Source organism: Cereibacter azotoformans (assembly GCF_021391315.1).
Classification (GTDB): Bacteria; Pseudomonadota; Alphaproteobacteria; order Rhodobacterales; family Rhodobacteraceae; genus Cereibacter_A; species Cereibacter_A azotoformans.
Genome location: NZ_CP090022.1, coordinates 821145 through 845149, shown reverse-complemented (window position 1 = coordinate 845149; position 24005 = coordinate 821145). Strand labels below are relative to the sequence as shown.

Annotated in this window: 22 protein-coding genes; 12 read left to right on the top strand and 10 right to left on the bottom strand. The window is 69.7% G+C overall.

The annotated features are described in order from the left end of the window. The first annotated feature begins 138 nt into the window (after positions 1-138). Genes LV780_RS19155 through LV780_RS19140 form a run of 4 tightly spaced genes read left to right on the top strand, consistent with a single transcriptional unit; the run spans position 139 to position 3990 of the window. Positions 139-1113 (top strand): iron-siderophore ABC transporter substrate-binding protein, encoded by a 975-nt coding sequence (locus tag LV780_RS19155; RefSeq protein ID WP_108220615.1) that lies wholly within the window; start codon positions 139-141, stop codon positions 1111-1113. Beyond that, positions 1110-2150 carry a FecCD family ABC transporter permease gene (locus LV780_RS19150; protein WP_181318474.1) on the top strand — a complete coding sequence of 347 codons (1041 nt, stop codon included), beginning with the start codon at positions 1110-1112 and terminating at the stop codon, positions 2148-2150. Before LV780_RS19155 ends, LV780_RS19150 begins: the two co-directional genes overlap by 4 nt. Before the next feature lie 2 nt (positions 2151-2152). After that, on the top strand, positions 2153-3190 hold the full coding sequence (locus LV780_RS19145; RefSeq protein ID WP_108220727.1) for a FecCD family ABC transporter permease: 1038 nt from the start codon (positions 2153-2155) through the stop codon (positions 3188-3190). Beyond that, positions 3187-3990 (top strand): ABC transporter ATP-binding protein, encoded by an 804-nt coding sequence (locus LV780_RS19140; protein WP_101340489.1) that lies wholly within the window; start codon positions 3187-3189, stop codon positions 3988-3990. The genes LV780_RS19145 and LV780_RS19140 overlap by 4 nt, the downstream gene beginning before the upstream one ends. 34 nt (positions 3991-4024) lie before the next feature. Here LV780_RS19140 and LV780_RS19135 read toward each other — a convergent pair whose 3' ends face one another. Next, on the bottom strand, positions 4025-4774 hold the full coding sequence (locus tag LV780_RS19135; RefSeq protein ID WP_011910274.1) for an SDR family NAD(P)-dependent oxidoreductase: 750 nt from the start codon (positions 4772-4774) through the stop codon (positions 4025-4027). 195 nt (positions 4775-4969) lie between these two features. On the opposite strand from LV780_RS19135, the gene LV780_RS19130 reads away from it, so the two are divergent. Next, on the top strand, positions 4970-5440 hold the full coding sequence (locus tag LV780_RS19130) for a SpoIIAA family protein (protein WP_233864094.1): 471 nt from the start codon (positions 4970-4972) through the stop codon (positions 5438-5440). Positions 5441-5446: 6 nt separating this feature from the next. On the opposite strand, the gene LV780_RS19125 is transcribed toward LV780_RS19130, so the two are convergent. Further along, on the bottom strand, positions 5447-5839 hold the full coding sequence (locus tag LV780_RS19125) for a response regulator (RefSeq protein ID WP_108220614.1): 393 nt from the start codon (positions 5837-5839) through the stop codon (positions 5447-5449). A gap of 12 nt (positions 5840-5851) precedes the next feature. Next, complete coding sequence (locus tag LV780_RS19120; protein ID WP_011910277.1) at positions 5852-6853, bottom strand: HWE histidine kinase domain-containing protein; 1002 nt, start codon at positions 6851-6853, stop codon at positions 5852-5854. 174 nt (positions 6854-7027) lie between these two features. On the opposite strand from LV780_RS19120, the gene LV780_RS19115 reads away from it, so the two are divergent. The 5 genes from LV780_RS19115 to LV780_RS19095 all read left to right on the top strand — a co-directional run bounded on the left by LV780_RS19115 (position 7028) and on the right by LV780_RS19095 (position 13275). After that, positions 7028-9592, top strand: a complete 2565-nt coding sequence (locus LV780_RS19115; protein WP_108220613.1) for an outer membrane protein assembly factor BamB family protein — start codon at positions 7028-7030, stop codon at positions 9590-9592. A gap of 146 nt (positions 9593-9738) precedes the next feature. Continuing rightward, complete coding sequence (locus LV780_RS19110; protein WP_011910279.1) at positions 9739-10461, top strand: FadR/GntR family transcriptional regulator; 723 nt, start codon at positions 9739-9741, stop codon at positions 10459-10461. Next, on the top strand, positions 10458-11432 hold the full coding sequence (locus tag LV780_RS19105; protein WP_011910280.1) for a C4-dicarboxylate TRAP transporter substrate-binding protein: 975 nt from the start codon (positions 10458-10460) through the stop codon (positions 11430-11432). Before LV780_RS19110 ends, LV780_RS19105 begins: the two co-directional genes overlap by 4 nt. 70 nt (positions 11433-11502) lie before the next feature. Next, positions 11503-11982 carry a TRAP transporter small permease gene (locus LV780_RS19100; protein ID WP_108220612.1) on the top strand — a complete coding sequence of 160 codons (480 nt, stop codon included), beginning with the start codon at positions 11503-11505 and terminating at the stop codon, positions 11980-11982. A gap of 21 nt (positions 11983-12003) precedes the next feature. Next, entirely contained in the window at positions 12004-13275 is a 1272-nt protein-coding gene (locus LV780_RS19095; protein WP_101340482.1) for a TRAP transporter large permease, read from the top strand. 10 nt (positions 13276-13285) lie between these two features. On the opposite strand, the gene LV780_RS19090 is transcribed toward LV780_RS19095, so the two are convergent. Then, positions 13286-14653, bottom strand: coding sequence for an NAD(P)/FAD-dependent oxidoreductase (locus LV780_RS19090; protein ID WP_108220611.1), 1368 nt, complete (start codon positions 14651-14653; stop codon positions 13286-13288). 173 nt (positions 14654-14826) lie between these two features. Between LV780_RS19090 and LV780_RS19085 the strand changes: the two genes are divergently transcribed. Beyond that, a complete protein-coding gene (locus LV780_RS19085; RefSeq protein WP_080517468.1) occupies positions 14827-15558 on the top strand; it encodes a hypothetical protein in 732 nt (243 codons plus the stop codon). 36 nt (positions 15559-15594) lie between these two features. Here the strand turns inward: LV780_RS19085 and LV780_RS19080 are convergent, their stop codons facing one another. Continuing rightward, a complete protein-coding gene (locus LV780_RS19080; RefSeq protein WP_011910285.1) occupies positions 15595-16485 on the bottom strand; it encodes a DMT family transporter in 891 nt (296 codons plus the stop codon). A gap of 164 nt (positions 16486-16649) precedes the next feature. On the opposite strand from LV780_RS19080, the gene LV780_RS19075 reads away from it, so the two are divergent. Continuing rightward, entirely contained in the window at positions 16650-17540 is an 891-nt protein-coding gene (locus LV780_RS19075) for a LysR family transcriptional regulator (protein WP_108220610.1), read from the top strand. Positions 17541-17586: 46 nt separating this feature from the next. Here the strand turns inward: LV780_RS19075 and LV780_RS19070 are convergent, their stop codons facing one another. Genes LV780_RS19070 through LV780_RS19050 form a run of 5 tightly spaced genes read right to left on the bottom strand, consistent with a single transcriptional unit; the run spans position 17587 to position 23999 of the window. Beyond that, positions 17587-19965 (bottom strand): aldehyde dehydrogenase family protein, encoded by a 2379-nt coding sequence (locus tag LV780_RS19070; RefSeq protein WP_108220609.1) that lies wholly within the window; start codon positions 19963-19965, stop codon positions 17587-17589. Between the two features lie 10 nt (positions 19966-19975). Then, positions 19976-20950 carry a deoxyribose-phosphate aldolase gene (gene deoC / locus LV780_RS19065; protein WP_108220608.1) on the bottom strand — a complete coding sequence of 325 codons (975 nt, stop codon included), beginning with the start codon at positions 20948-20950 and terminating at the stop codon, positions 19976-19978. After that, positions 20947-21894: a ribokinase gene (rbsK, locus tag LV780_RS19060; RefSeq protein ID WP_101340476.1), complete on the bottom strand. Its 948-nt coding sequence runs from the start codon at positions 21892-21894 to the stop codon at positions 20947-20949. Before rbsK ends, deoC begins: the two co-directional genes overlap by 4 nt. 3 nt (positions 21895-21897) lie before the next feature. Further along, a complete protein-coding gene (locus LV780_RS19055; protein ID WP_108220607.1) occupies positions 21898-22992 on the bottom strand; it encodes an aldose 1-epimerase family protein in 1095 nt (364 codons plus the stop codon). Continuing rightward, positions 22989-23999, bottom strand: coding sequence for an ABC transporter permease (locus LV780_RS19050; RefSeq protein ID WP_101340474.1), 1011 nt, complete (start codon positions 23997-23999; stop codon positions 22989-22991). Before LV780_RS19050 ends, LV780_RS19055 begins: the two co-directional genes overlap by 4 nt. Positions 24000-24005 lie beyond the last annotated feature (6 nt).

The window sequence follows — 24005 nt, the reverse complement described above, 5'->3', positions numbered from 1 at the left end:
CCCCTAGAGGAAGCGGACGCCGCCCGTCTTGTATAATCCTAGTGTTTTTGTCGGATTCGCTGGAAAGTTCGACTGCCGGGGGGAGGATCCATCCCCCGAAGGCTTGACGGGGCAGGGCGAGGGTGGAAAGCCCGGCGCATGGCCCGTCATCTCCTCACCTCCGCCGTCCTCGTCCTCGTCGTCGCGTCTCCGCTCGGGGCGCAGGAGTTTCCGCTCACTCTCGACCATGCCTTCGGCCAGACCACCATCCCCGAGCGGCCTGTGCGGGTGGCCACCGTCTCCTGGGCCAACCATGAGGTGCCGCTCGCCCTTGGCGTGGTTCCGGTGGGCTTTGCGCGGGCGAATTTCGGGGACGATGATGGCGACGGCCTGCTGCCCTGGGTTGCCGGGCGGCTCGACGAGCTTGGCGCCGAGGCCCCGCGGCTGTTCGATGAGGGCGACGGGATCGACTTCGAGGCCGTGGCGGCCAGCAAGCCCGATGTGATCCTTGCCGCCTATTCCGGTCTCAGCCAGTCCGACTACGACATTCTCAGCGAGATCGCCCCGGTCGTCGCCTATCGTGACGCGCCCTGGGCGACCGACTGGCGCGAGATGATCCGGCTGAACGGGACCGCAATGGGCCTTGCGGCCGAGGGCGAGGCGCTGATCGCCCGGATCGAGGGCCAGATCGCCGAGGTCACCGCCCGCCATCCCGAACTTCATGGCAGGACGGCGATGTTCGTCACCCATCTCGACATTCGCGACCTGAGCGTGATCCGCTTCTATTCGGCCAATGACACGCGGGTGAAGTTCTTCGAGGATCTCGGCCTCGCCTCTCCCGCGAGCGTGCGCGACGCCTCGACCGGCGGCGGCTATTCCGGGGAAGTCAGTGCCGAACGGATCGACAGTTTCGACGATGTGGACATCCTCGTGACCTATGGCGGCGCGGCGCTGCTCGAGCGCGTGCGCCAGAACCCTCTGACCTCGCGGATGCGTGCGGTGTCGGACGGCGCGCTCGTGCTGCTGGGCAACGATCCGGTGGGAACGGCGGCCAATCCGACGCCGCTCTCGATCCCGTGGGTTCTCGATGACTATGTGGCCCGGCTCGCCGAGGCCGCGCGTCGGGTGAAATGAGCCGCGGATCGCCATCCCCCACGGCGGTTGCGGCGCTGCGGCGTTCGGGCCGGGGCCGGCTCGTCTGGCTGGGCCTGCTGGCCGCGGGGCTGGTTCTGGCCTGCGCGCTGTCGGTGACGGTGGGCACGCGCGGGGTGAACTGGCCGGACATCCTGGGAGGGCTCGCCGGACGAACGGAGACGATCGGCGAGGCCGTCGTGGCGGTTCGGGTGCCGCGCACCCTGCTGGCCGTGCTGGCCGGAGCGGCCCTTGGCCTCTCGGGGGCCGTCATGCAGGGGATCACGCGCAGCCCGCTCGCCGATCCCGGCATCCTGGGCGTCAACGCCGGCGCGGCGATGGCCGTGGTGCTCGGGATGGCGTGGTTCGGGATGGAGACGCTTTCGGCCCATCTGTGGAGCGCGATCCTGGGCGCGGCCGCTGCGGCCTGTTTCGTCTATGCGGTGGGATCGCTCGGCCGCGGCGGCGCCACACCGCTCAAGCTGGCGCTGGCGGGGGCCGCCACCTCCATTGCGGTCTCGTCGCTGACGGTGGCGATCATTCTGCCGCGGGGCGACATCGCGGGCAGCGTGCAGTCCTGGCAGGTCGGCGGCGTGGGCGGCGCAAGCGTCGATGCGCTTGCGGCCATGCTGCCCTTCCTTGTCGCGGGCGGCGCCATCAGCCTCTGGTCGGCGCGCAACCTGAACATGCTCGCGCTCGGGGACGATGCGGCGGCCGGGCTCGGGGTTCCGGTGGCGCTCAGCCGGTTGATCGCGGCCGCGGGGGCGGTCCTGCTCTGTGGCGCCACAACGGCGATCTGCGGGCCGATCGGCTTCGTCGGGCTGGTCGTGCCCCATGTCGGCCGGCTTCTGGTCGGCGTCGATCACCGCTGGCTGCTGCCGTTCGCGGCCCTGTCCGGGGCGCTTCTGCTGACCCTGGCCGATGTGCTGGGCCGCATCGCGGCGCGGCCCGGAGAGCTGGACGTCGGCATCGTGACCGCCTTTGCCGGGGCGCCGGTCTTCATCTGGATTGTCCGGCGTCGAAGGATCCGCGAGCTGTGAGCGTGCCCTCCGCCGATCTCGTCCGCCGCATCGCGGACCACCGGCGCCGCCAGTCGCGGCGTGGCCTGTGGCTCGGGCTCGGGCTGCTGGCCCTGCTCATCGGAGGCGTCGCGGTGACGCTGAGCGTCGGACAGTCGCGCGTGCCCCCGGCCGATGTGCTGCGCGTGCTGATGGGACAGGACGTGCCCGGAGCCTCCTTCACCGTGGGCCGGCTGCGGCTGCCGCGCGCGGTCCTGTCGGTGCTTGCCGGGCTTGCCTTCGGGTTGGGAGGTGCGGCCTGCCAGACCCTGCTGCGCAGCCCGCTCGCCAGCCCCGACATCATCGGCATCACCGCGGGCAGCGGTGCAGCGGCCGTCTTCGCGATCGTCGTGCTGGGCTGGAGCGGGCCGGCCGTCTCGGCCTCGGCCATCGCCTGCGGCCTCGGCACGGCGCTTCTGATCTATCTGCTCGCCTGGCGGAACGGGGTCGCGGGCGCGCGGCTGATCCTCGTCGGGATCGGCATGTCGGCCATGCTCCAGAGCGTGACGGCCTACCTCCTGCTCAAGGCCCCGCAATGGAGCCTGCAGGAGGCCTTGCGCTGGCTGACCGGCAGCGTGAACGGCGCGCGCCTTTCGGATGCGCTGCCGCTCCTCCTGTCGCTTGGGGTCTTCGGGGCGCTGCTCCTCGGGCAGAGCCGGCATCTCGAGGCGATGCGCCTGGGCGACGACAAGGCGGCGGCGCTCGGCGTGCCCCTGGCGCGCAGCCGGCTGCTGATCATCCTCTCGGTCGTGGGGCTGATCGCCGTCGCCACCGCCGTGACCGGGCCGATCGCCTTCGTGGCCTTTCTGGCGGGTCCGATCGCCGCGCGGATCTCGGCGCCGGGCCGGCCGATCCTCGTCCCTGCCGCCCTGATCGGCGCCGCGCTGGTCCTTCTGGGGGACTACGCGGGGCAGGTGCTGCTGCCCGGCCGCTACCCGGTGGGCGTGGTCACCGGCGCCATCGGCGCGCCCTACCTCATCTATCTGATCGTCCGCGTGAACCGGACGGGAGGCTCGATATGATCACGAACACGCTGGTGGCACGCGGCATCCAGGCCGGATACGGCGAGCGCCCCGTGCTGCGCGGGCTCGACCTGACCGTGCCGCCGGGACGGATCACCGCCATCGTGGGCGCCAACGCCTGCGGCAAGTCCACGCTGCTGCGGACGATGTCGCGGCTGCTGGCGCCCGCGGCCGGTCAGGTGCTGCTCGACGGCAAGTCGGTGCACCGCATCCCCCCGCGGGAGCTGGCGCGGAAGATGGGCCTCCTGCCGCAGGCGCCGCTGGCGCCCGACGGGATCACGGTCCTCGACCTCGTGAGCCGTGGGCGGCATCCGCACCACGGGATGCTCTCGCGCTGGAGCGCCGGCGACGACGAGGCCGTGGCCGCCGCACTGGAGGCCACGGGCACGGCCGATCTGGCCGAGCGGGCGGTCGATGAGCTTTCGGGGGGCCAGCGCCAGCGCGTCTGGATCGCGGTGGCGCTGGCGCAGCAGACGGGGCTTCTGCTGCTCGACGAGCCGACGACCTTCCTCGACATCGCGCACCAGATCGACGTGCTGGACCTTCTGACCGACCTGAACCGCGCGCAGGGCACGACGATCGTGATGGTGCTCCACGACCTCAACCTCGCCGCGCGCTACGCCGATCTGCTGGTGGCGCTGGCCGGCGGGCAGGTCCATGCCGCCGGTCCGCCGGACGAGGTGCTGACCGAGGCGATGGTCGCAGCCGTCTTCGGCCTGTCCTGCCGCACGATGGCCGACCCGATCACGGGCCGGCCGATGATGCTGCCGATCGGTCGCCACGGTCACGCAGGCCGTTAGGGACCGCCCGCGCCCTTGGCCGGATGGAACCAGGTCACTCCCGTGGTTCGGCCATCTTGCGGTGCATCTCGGCGCCGACACCTGCGGGCAGGATCTCGGCCGCCGTGCTCTGGATCTTGTTGGCCAGACCCGGCGTGACCTGCTCGCGCCCCTTCAGCATCGCGTCATACCCCGCCTTGGCCACTTCGGCCGGATCATCCTTGTCCGCCTGGCCGACTTTGGTGTCCAGAAGCCCCGCGCGCTCGAAGAAGGCGGTGTCGGTGGGGCCCGGCATCAGGCAGGTCACGGTCACGCCGCTGTCGCGCAACTCGTGCGCCATGGCCACGGCGAGCGAGTTCACGAAGGACTTGGTGGCGTTGTACACCGCCTGGAAAGTGCCGGGCATCGTCCCCGCGATCGACCCGGTGAAGAGGATCCGCCCCGTTCCGCGCGCGACCATCCCCGGCCCGAGACGCCGTGCCAGCAGGGCCGTGCCGATCACGTTCGTGTCGAGCACATCGAGGATCTCGTCCTCGGACTGGTCCAGGAAGGCATGGCCGAGACCTCGGCCGGCATTCAGGAACAGAAGCTCGACCGGCTCGCGTTCAAGATGCGCGCAGACCGCGTCAATGCCTTCGAGCGTCGCGAGATCGAAGGGCAGGGCCTCGGCCGACAGCGCGTCGGCCACGGCGGCGAGACGGGGGTCGCGGTCGATCAGCACCAGCCGATGCCCGTCGGCCGCGCAGAGGCGGGCAAGCTCGAGGCCGATGCCGGTTGCGGCACCGGTGATGACGGCGAGGGCCATGGCAAGTCTCCTTGATGGGGCTGCGTCCGCCACGGCCCGGCCGTGCGCACAGCGACAGACCGCGGCGGATCTTGGCCCGATGCGGCATGTAGGAACCGCGCGCCCGCCCGCATGTTCCGGCTGCGGCCGTCCTCGGCGGGAAACCGTCGGTCCTCCTCGGGCGTTCATCTTCATCCCGCAACCGGAGCCCCCGCCATGGCGCGTTCTCGTCTTCCCGTCCTGCTGATCGGCGGCCTTGCCGCGGCCACCCTGGTCTGGCTGGCCCGCAGCCGCAACCGTGAGGGCTGGCTCAGGCAGCCGCCGGGCGACCGTCCCACGACCCTTGTCTTCGAACTGGGCGGCCATGTGGGACAACCCGAGATCCGCCGCATGGCCGAACGCGTGCTGGCGGCCTTCGAGCGGTTCGACACGGTGGACATGCTGATCCTTCTGCCCGGGTTCACCGGCTTCACGCCCGCGGCCGCGCTTGATCTGGAAGGGTTGCGGGCGGGCCTGATGTCCTGGGGCAAGGTGCGCCGCTACGCCGTGGTGGCGCCCCCGGTCTGGGCCGGGGCGCTGATCAATCTGGCCGACGGGATCATTCCGGTCGAGGCGCGCACCGTCCCGATCGAGGCGCTGGACGAGGCCCGCGCATGGGTCTCGGAGGGCCGCGCTACCGCCGCCTGACGCGCTTCAGGCGGTGCCTGTCACACGCTGCAGGGCCTCGAGCAGGCGGCGCTTCTGGATCGGCTTGCCGATGTTCTCGGCGTCGTGGAAAACGCCGCCGTCGTCGTAATCGCGGGTCATGTAGGCCGAGGCGAGCACGAAGGGAATGCTCAGGCTCTGCAGCCGCTGGGCCACCGGCACGACCCGCTGCCCGCGCAGGTTCAGATCGAGCGTCGCCGCATCGGGCCGGTGGTCCTCGAGAAGACGCAGCGCCTCGGTGACGGTGCCCACGGGGCCCATGACCGAATGGCCGGCCTCCTCCAGCATCATCTGCATGTCGAACGCGATCAGGAATTCATCTTCGACGATCAGGACAAGAAGACCCTCTCTCGGGATGGGTTGGGTCGTCCCGTTCGTCATCGTCAACTCCGGTCAGGATCGCGGGCGGGGGAAGCTCAGGAGAGCCACGAAACCCTCGGAGGCGTAATCAAGTTCCACAGTGCCGCCCAGTTCGAATTCGGCTGCAAACCGGATCATCCGGGTGCCGAAACCCACCGATTCGGGTGGCGAGGGGCGGGGACCGCCGCGCTCCTGCCAGCGCAGGCGGATGTCGGGGCCGCCATCGTCATCCGTTCCCAGTTCCCAGTCGATGCAGACGCGCCCCTCCGGCACCGACAGGGCGCCGTACTTGGCCGCGTTCGTGGCCAGCTCGTGCAGGATCATCCCCAGCGACATGGCGTAGGCGGGCCGCAGCTCGACCGAGGGCGCCTCGGCCACCGACACGTGCGTTCCCTCGGCCAGGTAGGGCTCCATCACCGATCGGACGAGATCGGGAAGCCGGGCGGCGATCGCGCGAGAGGAAACGTCGAGCGCCCGGGCGAGCGCCTCGAAACGCCCGAGGAAGGCGTCGCGATATTCCTCGGCGGTGCGGCCCGCGGTCCCGGTCTGCCGCGCCAGCGCCTGCGTCACCGACAGGAGGTTCTTGATCCGGTGATCAAGCTCGCCGATGAGGATGTTCTTCTTCTCTTCCTCCTTCCGGCGCCGGGTCGTCTCGTCCACGATGGTCACCAGCAGAACCCGCTGACCATTGTCGGGGTGGATGAGGCGTTGCGCGCTGATCAGCATTGTGCGGCGGCCCACATCCGGGAACCTGGCCAGCACCTCGTAGTCGAAGACCGAGGCGCTGTGCGGGATCACCCGCTCCAGCAGGAGGCGCAACTCGTCGATGTTCCACTGGCCATTGCCAAGCTCGTAGAGCGGCACGCCGATGGTGCTGTCGCGGTCGGTCGCAAAGGTCCGGTAGAAGGCGGGGTTGGCGCTGATGACGGTGAGATCGCCGGCCAGCACCAGCAGCGGATCGCGGACCGTGTCCACGATCCCCTGCGCCTGCACATGCGAAATGCGCAGCAGGCGGTAAAGCTCGTCGAGATCCATGAATACCCTTTCCAATTCACCGCAACACTCGCAGCCAGAGACGCAGCGCGCAACCATCGTGAAGATGCGCCATGCGTGCGCTCGTTATCTCAAGGGCCGGAAAAGGGGCTGGGTGCCGGAACACACGCCAGCCGGTCAGGTTGCCCCGGAGGTATCGCTGCGGAGGAAAGGTTCATGGCTACTGTGCAAGACCGGGGAGCAGGCTTCTGGATGGTGATGGTGCTGGCCGCCGTCATCGTGATCTTCGGCCTCCTGATCGCCGCGGGCGGCGGGTGGCTTTTGGCATTGGGCGGGTCGTGGTATTACCTGCCCGCCGGGCTGGGGCTGCTGGTGACGGGGTGGCTGCTGTTCCGGCAGTCGATGGCGGCGGTGTGGGTCTATCTCGTCGTCTATGCCGGAACCGTCGTCTGGGCCTTGTGGGAGGCCGGGCTGAACCTCTGGCCGCAGGTGCCGAGGCTGGTGGCGCCGACGCTGATCCTGCTTCTGGTGCTGCTCTCGATCCCGGTCCTGCGCCGTGGATCGCGCGGGGCGTCTGCGCGCCGCACCGTGGCGGGCGCGCTGGCGATCGGCCTCGGCGGCGGGCTCCTGCTCGCGGGCGGCCCGCGCGACGGGATTGCACAGGAGGCGGCCCCTCCGGGCGAAACGCCGGCGCCGGCCGAGGCGCCACCGGACACGACGGCCCCCGAAACGCCGGCGCCTGCCGGAGGCGACGCCTCCACGGCGGGGCCCGGTCCCGCGCCGACCGAGGAACCCGACGCGGTCAACACGGCGGAGGAAGCCCCCGCGGCCCTCGGGGCCGATGCGGAACGGGCGGCGGCGCCCGTGCTGCAGACCGGCGAGGACTGGCCCGCCTATGGCGGCACGACCGAGGCCACGCGCTACTCGCCGCTCGACCAGATCGACACGTCGAACGTGGGCGATCTGGAGCGGGTCTGGAGCTTCCGCACCGGCGATCTTCCCTCGGAGGCGGCCCGCGGCCGCTACTCGCCCGAGAACACGCCGCTCAAGGTGGGGGACGATCTCTATATCTGCACGCCGATGGGGCGGATCGTGGCGGTTGACGCCGCGACGGGGCTCGAGGAATGGCGGTTCGATCCGGGGGTGTCGGACGATGCCATCCCCTACGGGGCGACCTGCCGCGGCGTGGCCTACTACGAGGTGCCCGGCGCGGCGGCCGACGAGGCCTGCGCCCGGCGCATCCTGTGGGGGACGCTCGATGCGAGGCTGATCGCGGTCGATGCGCAGCTGGGCCAGCCCTGCCCGGACTTCGGCCTGAACGGCGAGGTCAATCTGGAGGAAGGCCTCGGCGATACGGTGCCGGGATGGTACTCCGTCACCTCGCCCCCCACGATCGTGCGCGGCGTGGCGGTGATGGGCGCGCAGGTCAAGGACGGGCAGGCCGAGAACAGCCCTTCGGGCGTGGTGCGCGGCTATGATGCGGTGACGGGTGAGCTGGCATGGGCCTGGGATCTGGGCAATCCCTCCAACCGCGGCGCCCCGGCCGAGGGCGAGGTCTATACCCGCGGCACGCCCAACATGTGGACCATCGCCACAGCCGACGAAGAGCTGGGCCTTGTCTATCTGCCGATGGGCAATTCGGCGGTGGACTACTACGGCAGCAACCGCAGCGAGGCGGAAAACGAATATGCGACCGCGCTGGTGGCGGTGGATGCGCTCACGGGCGACGATGTCTGGCACTTCCGCACGGTCTATAACGACGTGTGGGACTATGACCTCGGGTCGCAGCCGAGCCTCGTGGACTTTCCGACCGCGGACGGCCCGCGTCCGGCCCTGATCCTGTCTTCGAAGCAGGGCGACATGTTCGTGCTGGACCGCGCCACCGGCGAGCCGCTGGTGCCGTTCGAAGAGCGCGAGGTGCCGACCGATCTGGGTGTCGAACAGGATTACCTGTCGCCCGTCCAGCCGTTCTCCGGCTACCACAGCCTGCTGATGCCCGACCTCGAGGAACGGCACATGTGGGGCATGACCCCGCTCGACCAGCTCTGGTGCCGCATCCAGTTCCGCCGGGCGCATTACAGCGGGGTCTATACGCCGCCGACAGCCGACCGGCGCTGGATCCAGTATCCCGGCTACAACGGCGGGCAGGACTGGGGCTCGATGGCGGTGGATGTCGAGCGGGGGCTCCTGATCGCGAACTACAACGACATGCCGAACTACAACCGCCTGATCCCGCGGGACGAGGCCGACGAGATGGGCGCGCGGGCGATCTTCGAGCCGGACTATCAGCCCGAAGGGGGGCCGGACGCCGATCCGCAGCTGGGCTCGCCCTACGCGATCTCGGTCAACGCGGGGTGGCGCGTGGGCCTGACGGGGCTGCTCTGCAAGGAGCCGCCCTATGGCGGCATCCGCGCGATCGACCTGGCAACCGGAGAGACCGTCTGGGACGAGCCTCTGGGGACCGCCCGCCGCAACGGGCCCTTCGGCATCCCGAGCATGCTGCCGATGAAGATCGGCACACCGAACAACGGCGGCCCGATCGTGACCGCCGGCGGGCTGATCTTCATCGCCGCCGCCACCGACGATCTCATCCGCGCCATCGACCTCGAGACGGGCGAGACCCTCTGGCAGGACGCCTTGCCCGGCGGCGGGCAGACCACGCCCATCACCTACGAGGTGGGGGGGCGGCAGTTCGTGGTGATCTATCCCGGCGGCCATCATTTCATGGAAACGCCCATCAGCGACGAAGTGATCGCCTACGCGCTGCCCGCGTCCGACTGAGGCCCGGCGGCCGCGCCCGCACCGGGCGCGGCCGCCCCGACCCTGCGTCATTCCGAGAATTAGAGGTTGACAGACGGACCCATCCTGCGCCATCGAGAGGCAAGTTTGGTCCAACCATAGGACCAAGAGCCATCGGAGGGGAGGCCATGGCAGGACAGTCGGCGGTGGAGGACATCCGCGACATGCTCCGGCGGGAGATCGTCGAGCGGATGCAGGTGGGAGACCTTCTGCCCAACGAGCGCGAACTGGCGGAACGCTTCGGCGTGGCGCGCAACACGGTGCGCGAGACGATGATCCATCTCGAGGCGTTCGGGCTGATCGAGAAGACCCGCCGTGGCGCCCGCGTGCGCCAGCCGGACTTCGATCCGATCTTCTCGATCTTCGCGCAGTATTTCGACCATTCGCCCAAGACGCTCGCCGACGTGCTGAACTTTCGCCGCATCGTCGAGACGGGCGCGGCACCCCTGGCCGTGCAAGGGGCCTCCGAGGCCACGCTGGCGCGGATGGCGGACGCCAACGCGCGCATGGTGCGCGCGCTCACCGTGTCGGACGCAGCGGCGCACGATTACGACTTCCACATGGCCATGATCGAGGCCACCGGCAACAGCGTGCTGATCCGCATGTATCGGGTGCTGTCGGTGCCGCTGAAGTTCTATCTCGAGGTGGGCAAGTCACGCTCGCCCGAGACCGAGGAATCGAACGCGCAGCACATGCGCATCATCGAGGCCCTCAGGGCGCGCGACCGAGCCGGGCTCATGGCCGCGCTGAACGCCCATTTCGACCATTCCGGCGCCGTCCTCGCCTCCGCCTGCGCGCGGATCGAGGGGCTCGGACACGCTGAACCAGACCCACGGGAGGAGACCCCATGACATTGAAATCCCTCACGCTTGCCGCGCTGCTCGGCGCCGCCGCCGTTCTGCCTGCCGCAGCGCAGGAAGTGGTGGTGCGCGTGGCCTACGAGAACAATCCCGGCGAGCCGACCGACCTCGTGATGAACCGCTGGGCCGAGCTGGTGGCCGAAGCCTCGGACGGCAACGTGGCGCTCGAGCTCTATCCCTCGTCGCAGCTGGGCGCCAAGCAGGACGTGATCGAGCAGGGCCTGCTGGGCGTCAACGTCATCACGATCGCCGACGTGGGATTCCTGACCGACTATGATCCCGATCTCGGCATCCTCTTCGGGCCCTACCTGACCGACAGCCCCGAGCAGCTCTTCAAGATCTACGAGAGCGACTGGTTCAAGGAGAAGGAAGCCGCGCTGCGCGAGAAGGGCGTGCATATCGTCATCTCGAACTACCTCTACGGCACCCGGCAGCTTCTGGCGAAGAAGAAGGTCGAGACGCCGGACGATCTGGCCGGGATGAAGGTCCGCGTGCCCAACAACATCATGCAGATCAAGGCGCTCGAACTGATGGGCGCCACGCCGACGCCGATGCCGCTGGGCGATGTCTATCCGGCGCTGACCCAGGGCGTCATCGACGGCGTCGAGAACCCGCTGCCGGTGCTCTATGGCGGCAAGTTCCACGAGCAGGCCAAGGAGCTGTCGATGATCAGCTACCTGACCAACACCTCGCTCTGGCTGGGCGGCGAGGCCTATTTCTCGACCCTCGACCCCGAGGTGGTGACCATGCTGCATGAGACGGGCCATCAGGCCGGCCTCTACAGCCAGGAGCTGGCGGCGCAGGAAGAGGGCAAGATGATCGAGGCGATGAAGGCCGCCGGCGTGACGGTGACCGAGCCCGACGTCGAGGCCTTCCGCGAAAAGACCAAGGCCTTCTACACCATGTTCCCGGAATGGTCCGAGGGGCTATACGAGCAGATCCAGGCGGCTCTCGCCCAGTGATGCTCGCAGCCGGCCGCGTGTCCTCCCCACGCGGCCGGTCTGCCTTTCCCGACCCGAGCGGAGTCTCCCCATGCGACTGATCTTCCTGGCCGCCTCCGCCTTCGGGGCGCTGAGCGTGGCCGTCCTCGTCATCATGACCGCGGTCGCGGTCTTCGCGCGCTACATCCTCGGCATGCCGATCGCCTGGACCGAGGAGGTCTCGGGCCTCCTGATGATCTGGATCGTGATGGTCGGCGCCATCGCCTGCGAGGCGAACCGGCAGCACCTGACCATCGACCTGATCGAGGGCCTGCTCTCGCGCCGGATGCGCCGCCTGCTGTCGATGGCGGTCGGGCTGGCCTCGGTCGGGCTTCTGGTCTTCATGGCCTGGCAGGCCTGGGCCCTGGGCCAGACAACCGCCTTCAAGAAGACGCAGATCCTGGGCGTGTCCTGGTTCTGGCTCGACCTTGCCGTGGTGGTGGGGGCTGCAGGCACAGCCTTCGTGACCGCCTGGCGGCTGGTCCGGCCCGAGGCCGAGGCGCAGCCCGCGCGCGACCGCTCCCTTTACTGACCTCCTGCCCGGATACAGAGAATGACCTGGTTCATCGTCATCGCGCTGATGTTCGCGCTCTTTGCGCTGAACATGCGCATCTATCTCGCCATGTTCGCGGCAGTGGTCGCCTATTTCGTGTTCTTCTCGACGATCCCGCTGCCCATCGCGGTGCAGCGCATCATCTCGCCGACACAGAACACCTCGCTCCTGGCCATTCCGTTCTTCGTGCTGCTGGGCACGCTGCTCGGCACGACGGGAATCGCGGCGCGGCTGCTGAAGCTCGCCGACCTGATGGTGGGCCGGCTGACCGGCGGGCTGGGCCATACGAACGTCATGCTCTCGACGCTGATGGGCGGCATCTCGGCCTCGAACCTCGCCGACGCCGCCATGATGTGCCGCATCCTCGTGCCCGAGATGCGCAGGCAGGGCTACAGCGCGGGGGCGGCGGCCGCCATCACCGCCTGCGGCTCGCTGATCACCCCGATCATCCCGCCGGGGATCGCGCTGATCATCTATGCTTTGGTGGCCGATGTCTCGATCGGCGCCATGTTCACCGCGGGCATCCTGCCGGGTCTCCTTTGCGCGCTGCTGCTGCTGACCGCGGTCTGGCTCAACGCCCGCTCGAAGGGCCTGCGCCCGTCGCGCGACAGCTGGCCCACCGCGCGCGAGACTCGGCAGACGCTGCTCGGCGCCTGGCCCGCGCTTTTTCTCATCGTGGTGATCGTGGGCGGCATCCGCCTGTCGATCTTCACCCCCACCGAGGCGGGCGCCATCGCGACCATCGTCACGCTCGGCATCGGGTTCTTCCTCTACCGCGAGATGAAGCTCGCCGACGTGGCCTCGGCCTTCGCCGAGACGGCGCGTCAGACGTCGGCGGTCCTGCTTGTCATCATGACCTCCTCGGCGCTGGCCTGGATCTTCTCGATGGAGCGCGCGGGGATCACGATGGCCGATCTGATCACCTCGCTCACCACGAACCCCTGGCTGTTCCTGCTGGCGGTCAATGCGCTTCTTCTGGTCCTGGGCATGTTCATCGAGGGGACCGCGCTGATGATCATCCTCGTGCCGCTGCTCAAGCCGGTGGTGCTGCAACTGGGGATCGACCCTGTCCATTTCGGGATCGTGCTGATCCTGAACCTGTCGATCGGCACCCTCACGCCGCCCGTGGGCACCGTGCTGTTGCTGGTGACAAACCTCACCGGCGCGAAGCTGGGAGAGTTCCTGCGCGACGGCTGGCCCTTCCTGCTGGCGCTGGTCCTGGCGCTGCTGGTCGTGACCTTCATCCCGGCGCTGTCGCTGGCGCTGGTCTGAGGGCCGCGCCTCAGGGGCGCGATCCGGCGCCCCTCACGCCCGGCGTCTCCTCGGCTGCGGTGGGTTCGCCCAGCGTCGCCGCCTCCTCGGGGCCGATCTCGCTCATCGAAATCAGCCGCGAGCCCCGGTGATAGGTCAAATAGCGCCAGAGCCACTGGAACGAGACCACGATCCGGTTCTGGAAACCGACCAGCAGATAGACATGCACCACCGCCCAGAGCGCCCATGCGGGCCATCCGCTCAGCCGGTGGCGGTCGGTCTCATAGACGGCGGCATGGCGCCCGACGATCGAGGTGTTGCCGCGGCTGCGGTAGGTGAAGGGCTCCAGCGGCGCGCCCGACGCCAGATGCGCGCCGAGGCTGCGGCCGAGATGCTGGCCCTGCTGCTTGGCCACCTGCGCCAGCCCCGGCAGCGGCCGGCCGTCCTCGCCGGGGCAGAGGGCGACATCGCCCATCGCCAGAACCCGGCTCTGGCCCACCACCTCGAGCCGCTCGTTCACCGCGATCCGCCCGCCGCGCTCCACCTCGCCCAACTGGCGCGCCAGCGGCGAGGCCGTCACGCCCGCGGCCCAGATCACCAGACCCACCGGCAGCGTCTCGCCCTCGAGGGTCAGGCTCTCGGCCGTGATCGCCTCGACCCCGCGCCCGGTCATGACCCGGACGCCGAGCCGCTCCAGCCGCTGCTGGGCGTAGTCGGCCGAGGCCTCCTGGAACGGCCCGAGTAGCCGCGGCCCGGCCTCGACCAGAAGCACGCGCGCCGCATCGGGGCGGATGTGGCGAAAGTCGCGCACGAGGGTGAAGCGCGCCAGTTCCGCCAGCGCCCCCGACAGCTCGACCCCTGTCGGGCCGCCGCCGATCACGGCGATGGTCATCAACCGCGCGCGCTCCTCGGGGTCGGTGCAGCGTTCCGCATGTTCGAAGCTCATCAGCACGCGGGTGCGGATGCGGCGGGCGTCCTCGATCGTCTTCAGCCCCGGCGCGACGCGCGACCAGTCGTCGTGGCCGAAATAGCCCGTGACGGCCCCCGTCGCCAGGATCAGCCAGTCATACGCCACCACCGCGCCGTGGGCGCAGTGCACCTGCCGGCGACCGGTGTCGATCCTGACCACGTCGCCCAGAAGCACCTCGACCGACGGGTAGCGGCGCAGGATGCTGCGGATCGGTTCGGCGATGTCGGGCGCCGACAGGGCAGCGGTCGCAACCTGATAGAGCAGCGGCTGGAACAGATGGTGGTTCTGCCGGTCGATCACCGTGACCGGTATGCCCCGCCGGCCAAGCGCCTTGGCCGCCTGAAGCCCGGCGAACCCGGCGCCGAGGATCACCACCCGCTGTCCGGTTTGCCCGCCGGCCGCGGTGCCGATCCCTGCGCCTGTGCTCATGTCGCGATGTCTCCCTTTGATCTGCAACCGCACGGCGGCCGCTTCGTTCCGCGCCGGCGTCGCCCGTGCCCTGCCGACGGACATGCACCGGCTTGGAAAGGGAAACCCCCTCAGGGGGGCAGCGCCGGGGCACCTCCTCGTGGAACGGGGGCGCTCAGGGCGTGTTGAGCTGCATGATCCTGCTTTCCGGTCTTCTCGCCCTGGGCCTCGGACTGATCCATGTCTTCATCGGCCGCCTGCACACCCTGGGCCATGTGCCCCGCAGCATATGGCTCTCGGCGGCGGGGGGCGTGGCCGTCGCCTACGTCTTCCTGCACATATTGCCCGAGCTGGGCGCGCATCAGGCCACCTTCGCGCGCGAGCTGGAATTGCGGGCCGAGGCGGCCGAAACCTCGGTCTTCCTCGTGGGTCTGGCCGGATTGGCCACCTTCTACGGGCTGGAAAGGCTCGCCAAGACCTCGCGCAGCCGCTCGCGGGCGGAGGGGCGCGAGGATGCGGTCGAGGCCCGGCTGTTCTGGGTCCACCTCGGCTCCTTCGCGATCTACAACATGCTCATCGGCTATCTGCTGGTCCATCGCGAGGAGCCGGGGCTCGTGTCGCTCCTGCTTTTTGCCGCGGCGATGGCGACCCATTTCGTGACCAGCGACTTCGGCCTGCGCGAGGATCACAAGCATCGCTACGACCGGATCGGCCGGTGGATCATGGCGGCGGCCGTGGTTGCCGGCTGGGGGCTGGCCGCCATCACGCGCCTGTCGGATCTGGCCATCGGCATGCTCTTTGCCTTCCTTGCCGGCGGGGTGATGCTGAACGTGCTGAAGGAGGAACTGCCCGAGGACCGGCAGAGCCGCTTCTGGCCCTTTCTCGGCGGCGCCACGGCCTATGCGCTGGTCCTCGTCGCGATCTGAGGCGAAGACGGTGGAACTCCTATGCGGAGGGGCAAGTCACCCTCGCGACGTCATCCAGACGCCGGCGAGCGTCACGGCCAGGCCCACGAACATTGCACCTGTCAGGGGTTCGCCAAACAGCGCCCAGGCCCAGATCATCGTGACCGGAGGGCTGAGGTAGATCGCGGCGGTGACCTTGGCGACGGGGAAGAGGCGCAGGCTCGTGTAATAGACCGAGTAGGCGGCAAAGGTCGCGATCAGCACCAGCCACGCCATCCCGATCGCGAAGTCGCGCGTCATGGGCGGGCGCAACCCGTCACCCACAGCCAGCGCGCAGAGACCGAAGAGCAGGGCCCCCGTCAGCGTGTGGATGCAGAGGCTCTGGTGCACGGGCATGTGCAGCGACCTGCGTCCCTTGTGCAGCACCGAGGCCAGCGCGAAGACCAGCATCGAGCCCACCGTCATCGCGTAGGCCCAGAGGGGCGCCGTCCCGACGCTCAGGCTGTCAAGGCTCACGATCAGCACGCCGGCGACGGCGATCGCGGTGCCCAGCCATTGCCGACCGGAGAGCCTCTCGCCCAGCAGCGGCTGCGACAGGGCCACAACGGCCAGCGGCAGCAGGTCCGAGATCAGCGCGACGAGGCCGGTGGGCACCCGCTGCTCGATCGCCAGGGCAAAGCCGCCCAGATAGAGGAACATCGACAGCACCCCGAACCCCACCTGCGGCAGCACGGCACCCAGCCGCAGGCGCGGCCCGAAGACGAGGGCGAAGGGCAGCAGGATCAGTCCCGACAGCAGCATCCGCCAGAACAGCAGCAGGACGACGCTCGCTTCCTCGTTGGTGAAGCGGATGCCGACGAAGCCGGAACTCCAGCCGATCACCAGCGCCGTGGCCATGAGGGGCCAGAGAAGCGGGTGCCGCCCTGGCATCGTCGGAGCGTCGGTCATCGGCAGGCCTTCCGGTTATCTCTGCGATCGACCTAATCCGCAACCTCACCGGAGGCACATGACAAATTTCGATCCCGCAATTACTCTGAGCAACTAATAGTCATGCATACTTGTCCCTCGGCTGCCTATCTTTCATGTTGTGAGGTGAACCATGGGCAATCGCAATGACAGACCTCTCCGGCCGCCGCCTTGACATCGATGCTCTGCGCGCGCTCTGCGCCATCCGCCAGCACGGGGGGATCACCCGCGCGGCCGCGGCCCTCGGGCTGACGCAGTCGGCCGTGAGCCACAAGATCAAGCGCCTCGAAACGAGCCTGGATTGCCGTATCCTCAGCCGCCGGCCCGGCGCGCCCCTGTTCACGGCCGCGGGCGAGGATCTGCTGGATTATGCGCGCCGGATCCTCGGCCTGCATGACGAGGCGCTGCTCAGCCTGACCCGAACCGATCTTGCCGGACGCATCCTGCTCGGGCTGACCGAGGACACCACCTGTTCCGACCTCTCGCGCATTCTCGGCCGGTTCCGCCGCCTTCATCCGCAGGTCAGCGTCCGCACCAGGGTGCGCATGAGCCTCGTGCTGCGCGCCATGCTCGACCGGGGCGAGCTGGACGCCGCCATCCTGCAGGTGTTCGCGCATGAGGTGCGGCCGGCCGACATCGTCCTCTTCCGCGAGGAACTGCATTGGGTGACATCGCCCGAACTGGTGCTCGCCCCTGATGGGTCGATCCCGTTCCTGTCCTTTGACGAGGAGTGCTTCTATCGCCGCTGGGCGCTCGACATCGGGCAGGACGGGGGCGCGCAGCTCGAGACGGTCTTCGAATGTTCCAGCGCCGCCGGCATCGTGGCGGGGGTCGCCGCGGGGCTCGGGGTCGCGCTCCTGAACGACCGTCACCTCCGCCCGGACCTGGAAATCCTCCGCGACCGGCTGCCGGCGCCGCCCGAACTGGCCTATGTCGTGCGCCGCTCACGCCGCGCGCGGAACCCGGCACTGGACAGCCTGATCGGATCGGTCGAGGCCGAGATCAGCCGCCGCGGCGGGCTCTCCCTCGCGGGCTAGGCCGCAAGGGGGGGAGCGCGCCGCGAGCGGGAGGTGCCGGGCGCGCTCAGGCGCCGTAGGGCACCCAGATCGTCTTGACCTGCGTCGCCCGGTCCAGCCAGAGCCGCCCGCGCGCCTCCCGGTCGTCCGCCCAGTCGAGCGCCCGACCCTCGTTCGTCCAGACCTGCTTGAGGTTGCCGGCCGAGAGCGCCTCGACGCGCGCCGCGCCTGTCGCGCCCCCGTGATACCAGAGCCCGTCCACCGCATCATGCTCGGCCAGCGTCTGGGCCAGCAGATCGCGGTCCCCCGTCACCAGATTGACCACGCCCCCCGGCAGGTCCGACGTGTCGAAGATCTGGGTCAGCGGCTGGACCAGCAGCGCGCGCGCCGGCGAGGGCACCGCCACCACCCGGTTGCCCACGGCGATCAGCGGCAGGATCAGCGACATGAGCGACAGGAGCGGCGCCTCGTCGGGGGCGAGCACCCCCACCACGCCCAGCGGCTCCTTCACCGACAGCGTCAGGTGGCGCGGTTTTGTGGCATGGATGCGGCCATCGTCCTTGTCGGCCATGCCGGCGTAGTAGAACACCCGCTCGACGAGCCTGCGCACCTCCGCCGTGGCCTCGGATGTCGTGGCCCCTGCCTGCACGAGCGCCGCAGCGAGGTCGGCCTCGCGGGCCGAGATGTTCTCGGCCAGAAAGAACAGCACCTGCGCCCGGCCGTGCGCGTTGGTGGCCCAGCCCTTCGCCTTCAGCGCGGCCTCGACCGCGTTGCGGATGTCCTTGCGCCCCGAGACCGGCGCGAGGCCCAGCGGCTCGCCCGTCGGGCTGCGCACGACATAGCTCGCGCCGCCGTCGGGCCGGACCTGCGCGCCACCGATGTAGTTCTTCATGGTCCGGTCGATCAGGCCGGGCAGGCTGCCGCCCGTGCCGGTGAAGGCCGTGAAATCCGCCGGAACGGGGGTCACAAGAGGGCGCTCGCGCGGGGCGGCGGGGCGCAGATAGGCGGCGAGCCCCTCGCGCGCACCCTCGCGGCCGAAGCCGCTCTCCTTCATGCCGCCGAAGGGCGCGCCCGCATCGAAGAGGTTCGAGGCGTTGATCCAGACGACGCCCGCCCGGATCCGCGCGGCCAGCTCGGTCGCGGCGTTGATGTTCTCGGACCAGACCGAGGCCGCAAGCCCGTAGGGCGTGTTGTTGGCCAGCGCCACCGCCTCGTCCACGGTGCGGAAGGTGGTCGTGACCGCGATCGGGCCGAAGATCTCGACCTGAGCGACAGTGGCCGCGGGCTCGGTGTCGGCGAAGAAGCCGGGCGCCACGAAATGGCCCGCCGCAGGCAGCGGGCAGGCCGCCTGTTCGAGCCGGTAGCCCTCGCGCTCGGCGCCTGCGATCAGCTCCTCGATCCGCGCCTTCTGGCGCGCCGAGACGATGGCGCCCATGTCGGTGGACTTGTCGAGCGGATCGCCCACGCGGATCTTCTCCATCCGCGCCCGGAGCCTGGCGAGGAACCGCTCGGCAATCCCCTCCTGCAGCAGAAGCCGCGAGCCCGCGCAGCAGACCTCGCCCTGGTTGAACCAGACGCCCTCCACCACCCCTTCGACGGCCGCATCGAGATCGGCATCGGCGCAGACCACGAAGGGCGACTTGCCGCCCAGTTCGAGCGTCAGGCTCTTGCCGCTGCCGGCCGTCGCGCGGCGGATCTCGCGGCCGACGGCGGTCGAGCCGGTGAAGGCCACCTTTGCCACGCCCGGATGGCGGACGAGCAGCGCGCCGGTCTCGGCCCCGCCATGGACGATGTTGACCACGCCCTTGGGCAGGCCGATCTCGTCGAGCATCTCGGCAAAGGCCACGGCGGTCAGCGGCGTGAGATCGGCGGGCTTCAGCACCACCGTATTGCCCGCGGCGAGCGCCGGCGCGATCTTCCAGGCCAGCATCAGCATCGGGAAGTTCCAGGGGATCACCTGGCCGCAGACGCCGAGCGGCTCGTGGCCGGGGAACTCGCTGTCGATCGCCGCCGCCCAGCCCGCATGGTGGTAGAAATGGCGGATGGCGAGCGGCACGTCGGCGGTGCGGGTCTCTCGGATGGCCTTGCCGTTGTCGAGCGTCTCGAGGACCGAGAAGAACCGCTCGCGCTTCTGCAGGCCGCGGGCGATGGCATAGAGATGGCGCGCGCGCTCGAAGCCCGGAAGCTGCGACCAACCGGGAAAGGCCGCACGGGCCGCAGCCACGGCGGCCTCGATCTCGGCCTCGCCCGCAGCCGGAATGCGCGCGAGGATCTCGCCCGTGGCCGGGTTCTCGACGTCGATCGCGGCCGCCTCGGCGCCGGTGAAGGCGCCGTCGATGTAATGGCCGAGCGCGTGGCCGCGGGCCGCGAGCCAGGCCTTCGCATCCGTCGCGGCCTCGGGGGCGGGGCCGTAATCCATGCTTTCCATGATGTCCTTGATGCTCATGTCTCAGGCCTCAGCTCAGGGCGTGGTGGTCGGCGCTGGCATAGCGCCCCGTGACGTGATGCTCGAGCTGCCGCTCGATGTCGCCGAGCAGCGTCGAGGCGCCGATGCGGAAGAGGTCGGGCCTGAGCCATGGCCCGCCCAGTTCCTCCTTCATCAGCGCGAGCCAGGCGAGCGCGTCCTTGGCCGCGCGCAGGCCGCCCGCCGGCTTGAAGCCGATGCGGACCCCCGTCCGCTCGCCATAGTCGCGCAGCGCCCGCAGCATGGTGAGCGAGACGGGCAGGGTGGCGTTCTCGGTCTCCTTGCCGGTCGAGGTCTTGATGAAATCGGCCCCCGCCTGCATCGCCACCATCGAGGCGCGGTAGACGTTGGTCAGCGTCCCAAGCTCTCCCGTGGCGAGGATCGCCTTGAGGTGAGCCGCGCCGCAGGCCTCGCGCATGGCGGCGATCTCGTCGTAGAGCGCCGACCAGTGGCCGAGCAGCACATGTTCGCGCGTGATGACGATGTCGATCTCGGCGGCGCCGGCCTCGACGGCGTAGGTGATCTCGGCCAGCCGCTGCGGCAGGGGCGTGAGGCCCGCGGGGAAGCCCGTGGCGACCGAGGCGACCGGAATGCCCGAGCCTTGCAGCGCCGCGACCGCATGGGGAACCATGGTCGGATAGACGCAGACCGCGCCCGTGGTCAGGCCGATGTCGGCCACGCCCATCGCCTCGAGCAGGTCCGGCCGGACGGGCTGGCGCGCCTTGGCGCACAGGCGCCGCACCTTGCCGGGCGTGTCGTCGCCCGCAAGCGTCGTCAGGTCGATGCACTGGATCGCGCGCAGGAGCCAGGCCGCCTGATGATCCTTCTTGACGGTGCGGCCGCCGGCAAGGCTGGCCGCGCGGCGCTCGGCGGCGCTGCGGTTCACCTGCACCTCCTCGAACCAGTCGGGCGCGAGGGGGGTGCCGGGGTTCCGGGGATGGCTGTCGGGCATGGCGTGGGCCTTCATGCGGATGGGGGGAGCGAGCGGCAGAAGTCCGCGAAGACCTCGGCCGTCGCATAGGATTTCTGGGTGCCGCGCCCGGTCACGGAATGGGCGGCATAGCGCGCCGCCTGCGTGAGAGCGCCCTCGACATCGCCGGTGGCCGCGAGGAAATGGGCGAAGGCGCCGATGAAGGCGTCTCCGGCGCCGGTCGTGTCCACCGGGGTCACGCGGACGGCCGGGATCCGCACCACGCCCTCGCCGGTCACGAGCCGCGCGCCGCGGCCGCCGAGCGTCACGATCACCGTGCCGATGCCACGGGCGATCAGACTGCGCGCGGCGGCCTCGATCTCTTCCTCGCTGCCGGTGGGCAGGCCCGAGAGCAGCGCCAGCTCGCTCTCGTTCGGGACGAGGAAACTCAGGTCGCGCAGGTCGTCCACGTTGAGATCGGCCGCGGCCGGCGCCGGGTTCAGGATGGTGCGCACGCCCCATTCCGCCGCCCGCCGCACCGTATGGAGCACCGTCTCGCGCGGAACCTCCATCTGCATCAGGATCAGGTCGGCCGCGCGCAGCGTCTCTTCGGCCGCATCCACGTCGGCGGGCGAAAGGTCGGCGTTCGCCCCCTTGACGATCAGGATCGAGTTCTCGCCCTGCGGGTCCACGAAGATCGGCGCCACGCCCGAGGATTTCCCGGGCACCGTGCCCACATGCGTCGTGTCGATGCCCTGCTCGGCCAGGTTGCGCCGGGTGTTCTCGCCGAAGATGTCTCCGCCGACCTTGGTCACCATGGCGACCTGCGAGCCGAGCCGGGCCGCCGCCACCGCCTGATTGGCGCCCTTGCCGCCGGGGCCGATCTCGAAGTCGGGCGCCTCGACCGTCTCGCCGGGGGCGGGCATCCGCGTGATGTAGGTCACCAGATCGACCATGTTGGAGCCGACGACCGCGATGCGGCCGGGTTTCGTTGCGGACATGATTCAGCCCTTTCGCATGGTTTCGACTTCGGCGCGGGCCACGGCCACTTCGTCCGGCCCGAGCCATCCCAGAGTGACGGGAAAGCGCGCAACGGCGCCCGGAGCCAGCAGGCGCACATGACCCTTGGCCTTCTCGGCCGTATAGCCCTCGGGCTCGCAGGTCGAGGGCAGCGCGAAGGCCGCCACCTGCGCATCGCCGTCGTTCAGGATCCAGCGCACGCAAAAGGGCAGGTCCTTTGGCCGCCAGGCGGCCGAAAAGGCGCCGCCCTCGGGCAGTTCCATCAGCATCCGGGTGCGCCCCTGGGCGTCGGTGCCGGGCTTGCGGATGTAGAAGACCTGTTCGGGGCTGTAGAGGTCCGGCTCCGACAGACGCTCCATCCGGGCGGGATGGGAGGCCAGATCCTCGAGCAGCGCGAGATAGGCGGGCGTGGGCGTCACATGGCCGGGCACGGCGCGCCTGACCTCGGTGCGGTCCGGGGTGAAGGGGGCCGCCTGCACGATCCGCGCCCCCGCCACGAAGTCGAAGTTGGCGTGGAGCATGTACATCAGCTCCATCGGGTGCGCCGAGCGGTTCTCGACCGCCATCTCGACCTCGATCAGCGCGTCCTCGGCATGAAGCCGCACGCGGGGCGTGGCGCGATAGACAGGGCCGAAGCCCACCACATGATCGCGTTGCCCGCCCAGTTCCGCGAAGGGCCCGGCGGCATCGGAGCCGAAGGTCAGGTGGGCGCTGTCCATCGCCGCCACCGGCATCTCGCCATGCAGGGGATGGGTGTCCTCGGGGCCTGGCGTTCCGTTGCGCAGGACGCCCGCATGATAGGCGAAGGCGCCGTAGGTCTCGAGGATCGAGGCGCCCGCGCGGGGGCCGTCGAAGGCGTTGCCCATCGTCAGACGGCGCCCGTCGAACCTCGCGTCCCAGATCATCTGGCCGAGGAAGGGCAGGAGCGTCACCTCGCCGCGCGGATTGGCCAGCCTCAGCGCCTCGACACCGGACGGGTAGCGGAAGGCCGTGGCGGTGAAGCCGGACCCTTCGGCGATCCGACGCTCGCCCCGGTCTGGGAAGGCGTCGCGGGGCAGGGGGATACGGATCTCGGTCATTTCCGTGACCTCAGATAGTTGATGGCAATGACGATGACGAGGAAGGCGCCCCAGACGGCGTCGATCAGGAAGTTCGACACCCGCATGATCTGAAGGCCCGACGAGAGCAGCATGAGCGCCACGAGCGCGAGCAGCACGCCCAGCACCCGGCCCTTGCCGCCGGCGGGATTGGTGCCGCCCAGGACCGCGATCAGCACCGCCTGCAGCAGGTAGGAGGCGCCGAAATCCGCCTTGGCCGAGTTGGTCCGCCCCGACAGGAGCACGCCCGCCACGGCGGCCAGCATCCCCGTCAGCATGTAGCTGTAGAGGATCATCCGCCCCGACCGGATGCCGGCAAAGACGGCGGCGCGCGGGTTGGTGCCCATCAGCATCAGGTTCACCCCCAGCGTGGTCCGCGCCAGCAGGACCGCCACCAGCCCCGCCACCACGATCAGCACCCAGAGCGGGGTGGCGAGGCCAAGGATCTTGCCGGTCCCGATCCAGGCCCAGGTCTCGGGGAAGCCCGTGATGGCCGGCCCCCCGGTCAGGACGAGCGCGAGGCCCGCGAAGATCTGGCCCGTGCCGAGCGTCGCGAGGATCGGGATGATGCGGAGGCGCGCGATCAGCACCCCGTTCAGCCCCCCTGCGGCGAGCCCGACCGTCAGCGCGATCAGCACGGCGGCCGAGGTGTGCAGCACGAGCCCCGCACCGCCCGCCGCGGCGGCCTCGCTCACGGCCGGGATGCGGAAATACACCCCCGCCACGATGGCCGCGAGGTTCGCCACCCCCACGATGGAAAGGTCGATCCCCCCGGTCAGCATCGCGATCATCATGGCGATGGAGAGGATGCCCAGTTCCGGCGCGATGTAGGTGAGCGACTCGAAATTGTAGTAGCGCAGGAACTTGTCGGGGTTCAGCGCGGTCATCGCGACGAAGATCAGCAGCGTGATGACGATGAGCTGCGCCACCGCCGCGTCGCGCCCGAGAAGGCGGCTCAGCAGGGGGCGGGTTTCGGTATCCGAGGCCATGGCGTT